At 36.1% G+C, this 14050-nt stretch carries 13 protein-coding genes, 1 tRNA gene and 1 riboswitch; of the genes, 4 read left to right on the forward strand and 10 right to left on the reverse strand.

What is annotated here, in order from left to right; genetic code table 11:
* The first annotated feature begins 216 nt into the window (after positions 1-216).
* Together SB717_RS11220 and SB717_RS11225 are read left to right on the forward strand one after the other, a co-directional pair.
* The gene (locus SB717_RS11220) at positions 217-765 is read left to right on the forward strand and encodes an HD domain-containing protein (RefSeq protein WP_074681201.1); all 549 of its coding nucleotides are present in this window, start codon (positions 217-219) and stop codon (positions 763-765) included.
* 106 nt (positions 766-871) lie between these two features.
* Positions 872-943: transfer RNA gene (locus SB717_RS11225), tRNA-Ala, on the forward strand.
* Positions 944-1060: 117 nt separating this feature from the next.
* Here the strand turns inward: SB717_RS11225 and SB717_RS11230 are convergent.
* The 3 genes from SB717_RS11230 to SB717_RS11240 all read right to left on the reverse strand — a co-directional run bounded on the left by SB717_RS11230 (position 1061) and on the right by SB717_RS11240 (position 3827).
* On the reverse strand, positions 1061-1210 hold the full coding sequence (locus SB717_RS11230) for a hypothetical protein (RefSeq protein ID WP_013057122.1): 150 nt from the start codon (positions 1208-1210) through the stop codon (positions 1061-1063).
* Positions 1211-2041: 831 nt separating this feature from the next.
* Positions 2042-2494 carry a hypothetical protein gene (locus SB717_RS11235; protein ID WP_074681203.1) on the reverse strand — a complete coding sequence of 151 codons (453 nt, stop codon included), beginning with the start codon at positions 2492-2494 and terminating at the stop codon, positions 2042-2044.
* Positions 2495-2627: 133 nt separating this feature from the next.
* Positions 2628-3827 (reverse strand): phosphoglycerate dehydrogenase, encoded by a 1200-nt coding sequence (locus SB717_RS11240; RefSeq protein ID WP_057243561.1) that lies wholly within the window; start codon positions 3825-3827, stop codon positions 2628-2630.
* A 168-nt stretch (positions 3828-3995) separates the two neighbouring features.
* Positions 3996-4074: riboswitch (ZMP/ZTP riboswitch) on the reverse strand.
* A gap of 210 nt (positions 4075-4284) precedes the next feature.
* Between SB717_RS11240 and htpG the strand changes: the two genes are divergently transcribed.
* On the forward strand, positions 4285-6162 hold the full coding sequence (gene htpG, locus SB717_RS11245; protein WP_098623148.1) for a molecular chaperone HtpG: 1878 nt from the start codon (positions 4285-4287) through the stop codon (positions 6160-6162).
* A 30-nt stretch (positions 6163-6192) separates the two neighbouring features.
* Here htpG and SB717_RS11250 read toward each other — a convergent pair whose 3' ends face one another.
* The 6 genes from SB717_RS11250 to trhO form a co-directional block, all read right to left on the reverse strand.
* Entirely contained in the window at positions 6193-6753 is a 561-nt protein-coding gene (locus tag SB717_RS11250) for a tubby C-terminal domain-like protein (RefSeq protein WP_410903732.1), read from the reverse strand.
* Positions 6754-6797: 44 nt separating this feature from the next.
* The gene (locus SB717_RS11255) at positions 6798-7604 is read right to left on the reverse strand and encodes a DUF817 domain-containing protein (protein WP_410903733.1); all 807 of its coding nucleotides are present in this window, start codon (positions 7602-7604) and stop codon (positions 6798-6800) included.
* Positions 7605-7752: 148 nt separating this feature from the next.
* Entirely contained in the window at positions 7753-9189 is a 1437-nt protein-coding gene (hpaB, locus tag SB717_RS11260) for a 4-hydroxyphenylacetate 3-monooxygenase, oxygenase component (protein WP_410903734.1), read from the reverse strand.
* Between the two features lie 140 nt (positions 9190-9329).
* Positions 9330-9692, reverse strand: coding sequence for a group I truncated hemoglobin (locus SB717_RS11265; RefSeq protein WP_025751868.1), 363 nt, complete (start codon positions 9690-9692; stop codon positions 9330-9332).
* A gap of 224 nt (positions 9693-9916) precedes the next feature.
* On the reverse strand, positions 9917-10774 hold the full coding sequence (locus tag SB717_RS11270) for an SMP-30/gluconolactonase/LRE family protein (protein WP_410903735.1): 858 nt from the start codon (positions 10772-10774) through the stop codon (positions 9917-9919).
* 202 nt (positions 10775-10976) lie between these two features.
* Positions 10977-11945 (reverse strand): oxygen-dependent tRNA uridine(34) hydroxylase TrhO, encoded by a 969-nt coding sequence (trhO, locus tag SB717_RS11275; protein ID WP_025751870.1) that lies wholly within the window; start codon positions 11943-11945, stop codon positions 10977-10979.
* Between the two features lie 334 nt (positions 11946-12279).
* Here trhO and SB717_RS11280 point away from each other — a divergent pair, with 334 nt between their 5' ends.
* Positions 12280-13083: an alpha/beta fold hydrolase gene (locus tag SB717_RS11280; protein ID WP_410903972.1), complete on the forward strand. Its 804-nt coding sequence runs from the start codon at positions 12280-12282 to the stop codon at positions 13081-13083.
* Positions 13084-13163: 80 nt separating this feature from the next.
* Here SB717_RS11280 and SB717_RS11285 read toward each other — a convergent pair whose 3' ends face one another.
* Complete coding sequence (locus SB717_RS11285) at positions 13164-13943, reverse strand: MBL fold metallo-hydrolase (protein ID WP_410903736.1); 780 nt, start codon at positions 13941-13943, stop codon at positions 13164-13166.
* Positions 13944-14050 lie beyond the last annotated feature (107 nt).

Consider the following 14050-nt stretch of genomic DNA (forward strand, 5'->3'; position numbering starts at 1 on the left):
TCCTTCATACAAACTATGAATAAAAAAGGAAATGGCAACTGATACAGGCCTATTAAATAGATATTAGGCTTTATAAAAAAACTACAATAAGAAGGGATTTTGGTAGCCTTCCCTTATTATAAGAAATGAATTTGTGCAATTTTATAAAGTGAGGAAAGCTATATTCGTTTATACTAATAATATGAAGATATACTGGATAAAAAGTGGAGGAATATGATGTCTTTAATAAAAGAAGCACGTAGATATGCAGAACACGCTCATAGCGGCCAAATGCGCAAGCTGTCCGATACACCTTATATTGTTCATCCTATTAACGTAGGTAATATTTTAGAAAAAGCAGGTTTTAGTGAAGAAGTAATTGCAGCAGCTTATCTGCATGATGCTGTAGAAGATACAAGTGTAACACTTGAAGAAATTGTACAAAGATTTGGCTTAGAGGTAGCAGAGATTGTTGAAGCTCATACAGAAGACAAATCAAAAAGCTGGGAAGAACGTAAAGAGCATACAATTCAAATCGTTAAAACTGGTTCTCTTGAAGTGAAATCTTTAATTGTAGCAGATAAATTAGACAATTTACGATCTTTAAAAGAAAGCTACGATCAGCAAGGAGATACGATTTGGAATAGCTTTAAAAGAGGATTCGAGAAGCAGAAATGGTACTACGAATCCATCAGCAAATACGCTGCACAAGGATTGGAACCAAGCCAAATTCCAAGTTTTTTTTATACGTATAAACAAGAAGTAAATGATTTTTTTAGAAGTTAATATTCATATGAAGAAATTAGAAAACACTGAAAATAACTATTGCGAACGCGCGGCATACGTATTAAAATATAGTAGAGTCAACACGCAATAAAGGCTCTACATAATCGGGACTGTAGTTCAGTGGGAGAATACTTGTCTGGCAGACAAGGGGTCGTGGGTTCGAATCCCATCAGTTCCATAAAACCAGTCGTATCAAGAGTTTAAAACACTTTAAAACTCTGCGGGATGGAATGGTTGCAATACTATTTCATCTAACCTCTTCATGATTTCCATGAAGAGGTTTTTTATTTTCTTTTTACGATTGATCCTCATGATTTTTATGATTATTCTTTTCACTGCTCCTGCTGACAATTTCTCTAAGTTCGCCCTCGTCGCCTTTTGCATTGATGATTTCAAAAAGCTGATTCAGCCCTTCACTTGTTTCATCATTTGGTTCTTTGCCCATTCTATCCCCTCCTTTTACTTCTAGGATGCCCATTTTTTTCACATTGTTTCATGTGAAAAGCAATTTATCAATATTAATCGGCCGTAAAAGTATACCTTTACGACCCTTGTGCAATTACTGGTTATACGGATATACTCAATCAATTCTTTAAATTTCGCAGCATTTTATAGGGTTTCTAATACTCATCTATAATGAAATGATCATCACAAACTTCGTTAAAATCGTTCTCTTCGTGGAGATCTACTTCTTTATCTTTAGATATCTCGGTTTCTTGTGTAAGTAGTTTAAAAAGCTTTTTTAACATTGTTCCACCTCATATCTTTCATTAATACATTCAGTATGATTAATTTATATGAAGCCAGTATGAATTGAAACTTAAGATAATGTGAATGTAGACATTAACGTGAGATGTTAAGCATGCTTAACCCTGGACAAAAAAGTTATTTCATTCTACAAAGAAGTGATTAGTATATCAGCTGTATGTGGCATTCGTTCTATAACAGTCGTCTTTGTTATTCGTTTTGCTATTGTACTAGGTAGCTTAGTTTTATGTATTATCCCTTTAATCCCTTGGTTATCAACATCCTTAAATACCATTCAAGTGGCTTGTGTAGTTGGAATTACCCTTTTGCTTGCTTTGTTTTTCTTTAGTTATATCCACAATTGAACGAAAAAAAGAACTTTGTATGCTGCTGCAAAGTTCTTTTCATAAACACTTACTGTTTGTTAAGAACTGTATTAAATATGAAATAGCTCATACACTTCTCATACAATCGTTAAGACCGATGCTTTTTTAATACTTCTACTATCACTTCTTAAAGTAGTAATCACCTATTCTTTTGTAGTCATAAAATGAAGAATCCTTACCTTTTTTTCGCAATATTCAACAATTTCATAACAGGCTGTGAGAATATCTTGTCTAGACAGTTCTATTTCATCAAATACAAACTTTGAAAGCTGCTTCTGCAGAACCTCCAGCTTTTTGCTGTCTTCTTCATCGATCCATAGCCCTTCCGTAATACACACATCTGCTAGTTTGTTAATAGATTGAGCCGTCCAATTTAAGCCAGCTGAAGAAACAGTTTTTGTAAGTAAATCGTTTTTTATAGCTAGAATAACTTGACACACATGGGTATAGGCATCAACTTTCTTTTGGATAAATGCTTTGCGAAGCTCTTGTTTGTATTGCTCTTTCGACATCACTATAGCTACGACAGACGTAATGAATGTTCCTGCCAGCGCGATGAGCGACCCTATCAAAATTCCTATCAGTTCTCCTGACAAAACGTTCACCTCTTTAAAGGTATTTCTATATGCTATGGGAATGAAGGAAACGATATGAAGATAAACACCATGTAAAAACGGCCCTAACTTTTCTAAGTTAGGGCTGTAACACTAAAATATGACGGGAACCAAATTAGATAATACGACTTGTAATAATTCCTTCAATTTGACCGATTTTTTCTTCTAGCTCAGGCACAATCTCGTCACTTACTTGATTGTCAATATCGATCATTGTATACGCATATTCACCGCGGCTTCTGTTCACCATATCTGCGATGTTTAAATTATAGTTTGAGAATACTTGCGTAAGTTGTCCTACCATATTCGGCACGTTGTGATGGAAAGCAGCTACGCGTTTTTTCCCAGTGTAAGGAAGAGATGCATTCGGGAAGTTTACTGAATTTTTAACGTTTCCTGTTTCTAAGAAATTTTTCACTTGACGTGCTGCCATTACCGCACAGTTTTCTTCTGATTCTTGAGTTGATGCCCCTAAGTGAGGAATTGGCACAACATTTTTCATGTTTAAGACATTTTGATTTGGGAAATCTGTAATGTATCGACCAACTTTTCCACTTTCAAGAGCAGCTTTCATATCTTCTTCGTTTACAAGCTCACCGCGTGAGAAGTTCAAGATATGAACATCCGGTTTCATGATGCTAAACGTTTCTTTATTGAAAACACCTTTTGTATCGTCCGTTAATGGAACGTGAACCGTAATATAGTCAGATGCTGCAAATAGTTCTTCTAGAGACATGGCACGCTGTACGTTGCGAGACAAATTCCAAGCTGTATTAACAGAAATGAATGGATCAAAACCAATTACGTCCATATCTAAATCAAGCGCATCGTTTGCTACAAGAGCACCAATCGCACCTAAACCAATAACGCCTAATGTTTTGCCTTTGATTTCTTTTCCAACAAACTGTTTTTTACCTGCTTCAACTAGCTTAGGAATTTGATCACCTTGGCCATCTAATCCTTTTGTCCATTCAACTCCAGCAAATAAGTTACGAGAAGAAGCCATAATTGTAGTTAAAACCATTTCTTTTACTGCGTTTGCATTAGCTCCCGGCGTATTAAATACAACGATACCTTGCTCCGTGCAAGCGTCCACTGGTATATTATTAACCCCTGCTCCAGCTCGTGCAATAGCTTTTAAATTTTGGTCAAATGTCATGCTGTGCATGTTAAAGCTACGCACGACAATAGCATCTGGATTTTCGCTGTCGTTGTCAATTTGATAACCTTCTTGATTAAAAACATTTAGACCTTTTTGTGCAATGTTGTTTAATGTTTTGATTGTTTGTACTTTTTCCAATGTTAATGTGCTCATTTTGTACTCTCCTCTGATTATCATCGTAGTTTTACATGTTTTTACCTTTGGATAAAGGAACTTCATTTTTAATTTTTTTAAAAGTCTGGTTTTTTAGCCTACATGTCTGATAACTTCTATATCCTCTCCCCCTAAACAGAAAGAGGTAAGAGATATGTATTAATCCCTTACCTCTGCCCAGGCGAACGGCTACGTCACTATATGCTTCCTCACGGTTATCCGCGTTTCGCCAGTCACATATAGTCTTTGAAATTAAGTATATTCTAGCAAACTCTTTCAGAACGTTCAACCTTTTTTTAAAAGTTTGCTTTTTTCAGTCTAATTTTTAATCTCTTTGGTAAATCTCCTAATATATTGACAAACACCCCAATACATGTTAAATAAGAAGAGTGATTAGCACTCTATCAACTCAAGTGCTAATTATTTTATAAGCCCTATTTGGAAAGGAGAACTTCTTATGTCAAAAAAAGAATTCAAAGCTGAATCAAAGCGATTATTAGAGATGATGATTAATTCCATCTATTCTCAAAAAGAAGTATTTTTGAGAGAACTTCTATCAAATTCAAGTGATGCAATCGATAAAATTTATTACAAAGCCTTAACAGACGACTCCTTGCATTTTAACAAAGAAAGCTACTACATAAAAGTAACACCAGATAAAGCTAACCGTACCTTAACCATTACGGATACTGGAATTGGCATGACGCAAGAAGAGCTTGAAAGCAGCTTGGGCACAATTGCGAGAAGCGGTTCTCTTGCGTTTAAAAACGAAAATGAAACAAAGGACGGGCACACGATTATCGGCCAATTCGGCGTTGGGTTTTACGCAGCGTTTATGGTAGCAGATGTCGTAACGGTGATTAGTAAAGCTTTAGGCAGCGATAAAGCCTATAAATGGGAATCTACTGGTGCTGATGGCTATACAATTGAACCTTGCGAAAAAGAAACGGTCGGAACTCAAATCATTTTAAAAATTAAAGAAAATACAGAAGATGAAACATATGATGAGTATCTAGAAGAGTATCGTTTAAAAGAGATCATTAAAAAGTATTCAGACTTTATTCGCTACCCGATTAAAATGGACATAACGGAAAAACGTCCTAAAGAAGACGCGGATAACGAGCTAGAAGATTATACCGAAGAACAAGTTATCAACAGTATGGTACCGATCTGGAAGAAAAACAAAAATGAATTGACTTCAGAAGACTATGAGCAGTTTTATTCAGAAAAGCGCTACGGATTTGATAAACCGCTCACTCACCTTCACATTAATGTGGATGGAACGATTCGCTACAATGCCATTTTATTTATTCCAGAAAATAGTCCGTTTGACTACTACTCAAAAGAATTTGAAAAAGGACTTGAACTGTATTCAAACGGTGTCTTAATTATGAATAAATGTGCAGATCTTCTTCCAGATTACTTTAGCTTTGTAAAAGGTATGGTAGATTCTGAAGATTTATCTCTTAATATTTCACGTGAAATTTTGCAGCAAGACCGCCAGCTTCAGCTGATTGCCAAAAACATCGGCAAGAAAATCAAAAATGAATTAAAAAGCTTGCTTAAAAACGAACGTGAAAAGTACGAGAAGTTTTATGAATCATTTGGCCGTCAGCTGAAGTACGGCGTTTACAGTGACTTTGGCAGCAACAAAGACGTGTTAAAAGACCTGCTTTTATTCTATTCTTCTACAGAGAAAAAGCTAGTGACATTAGGCGAGTACGTATCGCGCATGCCTGAGGATCAAAAGTATATTTATTATGCATCAGGCGAATCGTACGAACGAATTGAAAAGCTTCCTCAAGCAGAATTGGTTGCAGATAAAGGGTACGAAATTCTGTATTTTACAGAAGATATCGATGAATTTGCGATTAAAATGTTAATGACGTACGAAGAAAAAGAATTTAAATCTGTTTCAAGCAGTGACTTAGGGATTGAAGCAGAGGAAGAACAGCTCAATGAGTCTGAGGAAAGAGAAAACAAAGAGCTATTTGACTATATGAAAAAAGCTTTGGCGGGAAAAGTAGGAGATGTCCGCGCGTCTAAACGTTTAAAAACACATCCCGTTTGCTTATCAGCTGATGGTGAAGTAACGATTGAAATGGAGAAAATTTTAAGTACTATGCCTGACAATCAGCATGTAAAAGCAGAAAAAGTGCTAGAAATTAACGTAAATCACGATGTGTTCGCTTCTTTAAAAGATGCACTTGAAAATGATAAAGCGAAATTAGACCTTTATACAAATCTATTATATAACCAGGCTCTTTTAATTGAAGGCTTATCTATTAGTGATCCCGTTGAATTCACAAATGATATTTGTAAAATCATGATATAAAAATCAGGCGCAGAATCACTCTGCGCCTGATTATATGTATGACATAATAAAAGTAGTTATATAGTAAGAAGCGATAAAAATGGGTACCGGCAGTTCTTCTATTACTCTTATTGAGTGTTTGCCTTCTTTAAAATGAAAAAGGTCTGATTTAAACTCTGCGACTTTTTCTCTTTTTTGATTAAAAATACACGCCTCCTCTATGGCTTCATTACTGCTTAACATGTAGACGTTATTTCCCCATCTAATTTCTTGTTTCCCTTCGTTTTTAATTATTCCTTTACCTAATAGATACCCCACTGTTTTTCCATTTTCTTTTATCACCCACCGGTGTTTTTCCACATGATCAATAAGCACCGTTCTTCCTTCCCATTGAACTTGTAAATGTACCTTTAAGCCGCAGGAGAAGATAGGAAACCAAGAAATAGAATCTAAAACTGGAAGTCCATCACGAGTTAAAAAATCAATACTTTTAGTCCACATATTTTTATGCGCTCTCTTAATTTGTCCGACATTTTCTCCATTTTCATTTTTAACTGCTACGGTCTTCCCCGCTGATTTAAAATGGGGAAGATGAAAAATATATTCTTGCATATAAGCCTCCAAAAATTATTAACAGCGTGTACATAGTTATGTTTCTATCTTTCATATATTTCGTTTGTTTCTTTTGATTTCTTCCTTTGTTTAAATTGGCTTTGATTTTCTTTTAAATGCTTTAGTAAAGCAACAATCAAGAAACTAACAATCACAAGAAGAAGCCAAGAGCTAATTTTACTTATATGAACCATTGTCCACTGCTGCTGTTGATCTGGATACTGCCATGCTCCGAAAAATGTTGCGATATTTTCAGCGATCCAAATGAAAAAGCCAATCAGTACAAAAGACAATACTAAAGGCATGCGATATGTACGTTTGTTAACCGTAAAATACACAAAAGTTCGATAAAAAATAACTAAAGTAAAAAGTTTTAAAAACCAGCGGAAGTCGTAAATGAAATGATGCGTGAAAAAGTTAAGGTAAATAGCCGCACTTAGTATACTGACAATCCATGTAGAAGGCCAGTTCGTAAGCTTTAATTCAAGCCTTCTCCACACTTGGCACATGTAGCTGGCTACACTAGCATACATAAATCCGCTGTACAGCGGAACTCCCCAGACTTTAGTGAAAGCTTTTTCCGGATAGCTCCATGAGCCCATATGAACTTTGTAGAGTTCTAACGCTAGTCCAATTAAATGAAATACTGCGATGACTTTTACTTCATCAAGCGTTTCTCGTTTAAACATCACCATTAAAATTTGAGTTCCTAGACAGACTAATAAAATAAGGTCATATCTAGAAATAGACGGTACTTCAATTATTTTTGTCATAGCCAATGTAAGAAAAATAATAACAGGAAAAACACAAGATTTTCCTTGTTCTAAACCAAAATAGATTAATTGTTTCATTGTAACATCCTATCTTTATAGTATTCCTTCGTATTTTCACGGAAATGATTACCTGAAAATTATTGCAGATTTTTCAAATTTATTCAATAAGCATCTCCGCTATTTTTGTAACTAAACTATCGTATCCAGCGGAGATCAGTTTTCACCGTTAACTTTTCAAAAAATCGGTGACTCTCTGTACATAGCGCTCTTTATCGTAAGATAGGTACAGATAACTAGTTAATTGTACAGGCTCCCCAAAGAAAAAACGTTCATATAATGTTTCTCTAGTGCCAAACGGACTCATGATTAAATCCCAGGCTAGTCGAAAAAGCTTAATTCGATCTTCTGCTCCTCTTGATTTAGCTTGCAAATAACGCGTAATATCTTCTTTAAGCAATGAGCGGCACGTATTTTCTGTCGGTATTGCCATTAGTCCGCCTGCACCTAAAAGCTGGATAATCTCTGTAAAGGTAGGATATGTTTTTGAAAATAAATTTGCGGCAATACGAAGTGTAGTTTCATTCGGACGCATGTAGCCCCATGAATCAATTTCCGCTTCTTCTTCTGCTTTCATCACGAGAGCTTTCATCGTTTCTAACGCAATAATAAGCTCCGTGGCTTTTTCTCGCACATGCGGATAGTCCGTAATGTTAATGGTTTCAATCAGAGATTGTACAATTCCTAATACAAATTCTGTTTTGACAATTCTCCTTGAAGTTACTTGATGAAGAGCGAAGGCTGAGAAGGAACTAGAAGCAAGGAATGTATTTGATACGTCTACATTCTCATAGAAAAACACGCGGTTCCACGGTACCAATACATGGTCAAAGACAACAATTGTATCCATTTCTTCAAATCTAGAACTTAATGGATAATCAAACGTCGAATCTTTTCCTGCAAATGATTCTCTACAAATAAATTTAATTCCTTTTGTATTACTTGGAATCGAAAAAGCAAATCCTTTTTCTTTTCCTTGAATGCCGGCTGAAGACAGTACGAGTAGCTCATCCGTCATTCCACCCTGTGTAGCAAGCAATTTCGCTCCTTGGATAACGATTCCCTCATTGTTTTTATCAACTATTTTTGCTGCTATCGGTTCGTCGTTTTGCTCGTAATAAAATTGGATTCGATTGACTTGAGGATCGATGAATGTATGAGTGAGCGATAAGTCGTGTTCTCTCACATATTCATAATAAGAAATGATGTTTTCAGGAAAGCAGTTTTCTGTTCCTCTCAGGAGTTCTGCAGAGGATGCAAAAGCCATCAATACGGTATTCATATAATCTGGACTTCTTCCCATCATACCATGGGTTAATTGCGCCCATTGCTGAGTCATCTCTCGTCTTTTTTTTAACTCTTCTTTTGTTTTAGGTTGTAAATAAGATGTACCAACAAATTCCTTAGAAGTCGGAGATTGGTATGTCATGATAGCTTTAATTTTTTTATCATGCTGAAGATCATAAAGCTTAGCTTGACTGTTAATGGCTCCTTTAAAAGCCGGATGTTCTGATATATTGCCTGTTACGAGCTTGCCATCAACCCATACATTTGCTTTTAATTGATTAATTCTCTCTACGTATTGCTTTCCATTAATTGCTGACATACTCCCACTCCCAGACTTTCAACAAATATTTTCACCTATTGCATTTTTATCATATTACGATGTCTTTTCCATGTTTCCTTCATACATCACAGCTTTGAGCATAAAAAAAGAAGGTTACAATAACCTTCTTTTTTTATGCTTTATTTATATTGAATATCATTTCTTAAGGATTCAACTTTACTTAATGCTTGGTCAATATCCGGCTCTTCAACATTAAAGTGAGCAAGTGCATCGTGAAGATGCTTAGCAATTGCATTAAAATGTTCGGGTTGAATATTCATATTTGCATGTGCTTTGGCCATCGACTTTCCTGAATATTGATTCGGTCCACCTAAGGCAAAGCTTATAAACTTGGCTTGATGTCGACGCTGTTTATCCATATCCGTATGCTCAAAAAAGTGACTGACCGTTTCATCTTTTAACACGAGCTCAGAATAAAAATAATCAACTACTTTTTCAATAGCTTCTTGTCCGCCCACTTTTTCATACAATGTTTGTTCCAAAACAATTCCTCCTTTTGTACCTTTACCCATTATTACCCAATAGAAGTGTTCATATTCTTTAAAAGGCTTCTTTATGGAAATTCGTTATCGTCATATTTTATTCCTCTTCCTCCTAAAGAATAGAATGTAAAGGGAATGAACGCAGTGCACAGGAGTTGTAGAAGCTGCATTTACTATCTATCGTTAACAGACTTTAAGCATGGCGACATTAGATACGCGCTTCTCTAATACACGTAAGTATAAGCAGGCACGCCTTTTACTCCTACTCGGCATGAAAAAAGAGAGCCGGCGGCTTCTTCGTATTTTTCTTCTTCCTTAGCTGTGGTGATAAATAATGTTTCTAAATCATCTCCTCCAAATGTACAGCAGGTTACATTGGAAACAGGAAGATGAATAGATTCTATAATTTCTCCTTTATCTGGATCTACACAAATGACTTTCGAACCTCCCCAAAGCGCTACCCATAATCGGTCGTGTTCATCAATTGTCATTCCATCAGGAAACCCATCCATATCTGAAAGGTCAATCACCACTTTTTCATCTTCGAGCCTTGTTGTTTCTTTAGAAAATGAATAAGACATAATTTTATTTTTCGGTGAATCAACCAGAAAGAATTTGTCTCCTGTTCGATTCCAAGCTAGCCCGTTTGACACGCTTAATCCTTCTTTAGCGCTCTTAATTACACCTTTTTCATCTACTACGTACAGCTGGGCTTTTCCTTCTTCATCTTCTTCACTCATCGTGCCGATCCAAAAGCGATTATACGGATCACATTTTCCATCATTAAAACGCATGGTTTGTTCCAGAGTATCTAAACGGATATACTCTTCATGGTTCTTTTTGTTTTTATCAACTAAAAGCAGCTGATTACGGGTGGAGACAATCAATTTTGAATGATTGGTTTTAGAAACGCTTGTAACGACTGAAGGAAGAGCAATATCCTCTAAGGTTGTCGTTTTTGGATCGTACGTCAGAAGCTTTTTATCTAAGATGTCTACTAGTACTAATTTTTGATTTTCTTCATCCCATAGGGGTCCTTCAAGCAAACGTCCATCGTACTTTTTTTCAATTTTCGCTTCCATTTTCAAGCTCCTTTGTCGTTTTTATGTACAACTGTTTTTTATAATCGCTTTTAAAAAAAATACTTCTTTAACTAAATAAAAAAACAGGAATATCTTCCCTTTTTTTATAACTACCCGTTATATGATCTTCTCTAAACACTAGGTTCTGAGAGAATCTTTTCATAAAAAAACAGCACGCTGTGTATAGCGTGCTGTTTTTTTATTATAAAGTTACGTGTTCTTTTTCAAGCTCTTTAACACGTGCTGCAAACTCTTCTTCTGTTAAACCATGTTCTTTTACATAGCGGTTACGAGGACTTACTCGGCATTCATGCGAGCAAGCGCGTAAATATTTGTGTTCGTTTTCTTCAGAAGCTAAGATTTTCTTATTGCATTCTGGGTTTGCACAGTTAACATAGCGTTCACAAGGCTCGCCGGTAAAATGATCCTTCCCGACAATCACATGTTCTTTTTGATTAACTGGTACGCTGATGCGCTCATCAAATACATAGCACTGGCCGTCCCATAGTTCACCTTGTACTTCCGGATCTTTTCCGTATGTTACGATACCTCCGTGAAGCTGGCTTACATCCTCAAAACCTTCTTCAAGAAGCCATCCAGAGAATTTTTCACAGCGAATACCGCCTGTACAGTACGTTAAGATTTTTTTATCTTCAAACTGATCTTTGTTGTCGCGAATCCATTCAGGAAGCTCACGGAAGTTTCGAATATCCGGACGAACAGCTCCTCGGAAGTGACCTAGATCGTATTCATAATCGTTTCGTGCATCGATTACGACCGTATTCTCATCTTGCATCGCTTGATAAAATTCTTTTGGGCTTAAGTAATTACCCGTTACGCGAAGAGGATTCACGTCTTCTTCTAAACGAAGAGTGACTAATTCTTTGCGATGACGTACGTGCATTTTTTTGAACGCATGTTCATCTGCTTCGTCTATTTTAAATACAATACCTTCAAAACGAGGATCATTTTTCATCGTTTCCATGTATTTATCTGTTTGTTCAACTGTTCCTGATACCGTTCCATTGATCCCTTCAGCCGCAATTAAAATGCGTCCTTTTAATTCAAGCTCGTTACAAAATGCCAAGTGCTGAGCTGTAAACTCTTCAGGATTTTCAATTGGAGTGTACAAATAATATAGTAGTACTTGATATGGTTTTCTTTCAGTCATGTTGCTTCTTCCACCTATCTGTTTATATTTGCAAGATATAATGCATGTAGGTCGGTTATTGTGAACCGAATTGATGGTAACAATTCATTACTTAAAGGTACATTACGACAAAAACAACATCCTTTCTATAAGGATGCTTCTATCTAAAAAGTAGTATAGTGAATGATTGTTTCAAAAACATACAGTATTTAAGCCTGTAATAGTATAACATATCAAAGCGTTCACTTCTAGGATTTGTTCTTCAATAAAAATTTTATTGACGCGATACGTTCTACATCAATGTTCCCCCGCATACATGATGAGATATGAACCTTTGAGATTGGGGGCGAAAATGATGCCTTTTTATACATTAAAAGACGGTGCAACTTTATACTATGAACAACAAGGAGAAGGAACACCTGTTATTTTTATTCACGGAGTTTGGATGAGCAGTCGTTTTTTTCATAACCAGCTTTCTTTTTTTTCGAAACAGTATCAGACTGTTCTTTTGGATTTAAGAGGACATGGAAATTCAAGTCATACTCCATACGGTCACACAATTTCTACTTATGCTCGTGATGTGCACGAGTTTATAAACTCTCATCGATTAAAAGACGTCATATTAGTAGGCTGGTCGATGGGTGCTTTTGTTGTGTGGGAATATTTAAAACAATTTGGTGAAGAAAATGTAAAAGGTAATGTTATTGTAGATGAAATGGCTTCAGACTTTAAGTGGCCAGACTTCCCAATCGGTGCATTTGATTTACCTGCGCTTATTTCGCTCATGCAAGGTATTCAACTTGATCGAACAAGTACATTAGAAAGTTTTATTCCGCTTATGTTTAAGGATGAGTTAACCGAAGAAAATAAACATTGGATCATGAAAGAAGTAACGAAAATGCCCGAGTCGATAGCCAGTGCTATTTTATTTGATCAATCCATTGTGGACTATCGAGAATTTCTCCCGTTTATTACAATTCCTACTTTACTGTGCTTTGGAAAAGAAGAAAAACTCATTCCTGTAGCGGCTGGAAGACATATTCAAAAGCTGGTTTCAGGTTCTGTGCTTGAAGTTTTTGAAAACAGCTGCCACTGCCCTTTTCTTGAAGAAAGCGATAGGTTTAACAAAGTTGTGAGTGATTTTATCGAGCATATCTAATTAACAAACTTAAAGAAGCAGCGCTTTACCTCCGCTGCTTCTTTAAATGAAACCTTCTATGCGTTTATGTATCACTATGCTTAAGGTAAAAAAATCTCGCGTCCGTCATAGGCAAAGCTTACGTTTTTATCTGAGAGCATCTCAGCGTGCTTTCGGATATCAATATCATGTGATAAATGAGTAAACACCATGGTTTTTGCCTGTAGCTTCGCTTTGACCTCCATTGCCTCTGTCACGTCATATACGGATCTTTTTTCTTTTTGAAGATATTCTTTCCAGAAAGATGTACCAAATATCAGTAAATCTAAGTGGTAAAAGGGCTGCCACTGCTCTATTGTCACATTAAAAGAATCGGATACATACGCCCAGCGTTCGCCTTGTTTTTGATGAACCACAATGCCGTAGGAATGACCGTTAAATCCGTGATTTATTTTATGAAACGTAATCGTTGTTTCTCCACTATCCCATTTTAACGTTCCTTTAAAGGTAAACCCTTTTCTTTTTGCGAGATAAGGAAATCTTTTGGTTAACTCGCTGATGACTTCAGACGCTCCTATGACTTCTGTATTTACATTATTCCAATAGCATAAGTCAGCTAAATCTCCTAAACCAGCAACATGGTCGTTGTGAGGGTGAGTAATAAAGACGGTAGAAGGGATTTTTTTGTTATTGTATAAATGAAATTGATATTTAAAATCAGGTGAGACATCAATCAGAAACACGTTACCGTCCAGTGTAAACTGTGCACTAGGTCTTGTGCGTTGATTTAATGGATCTTTTTCCGTGCATACTTTACAGTCATATAATAATCGAGGCACCCCTTGAGCATCGCTCGTCCCGTAAAATAAAAGCTTGTTCATTGCTCTGTTTCCTCCTTTTTTCTTTTATTTCAAGAAATGCCCTATGTTGTTCTGCATCTTTCTTTTATTTGTCCTTCTAGAATAAAACCAGCTTTTATGTAAAACAG

Source organism: Priestia sp. SIMBA_032, from assembly GCF_046535215.1.
Lineage (GTDB): Bacteria > Bacillota > Bacilli > Bacillales > Bacillaceae_H > Priestia > Priestia aryabhattai.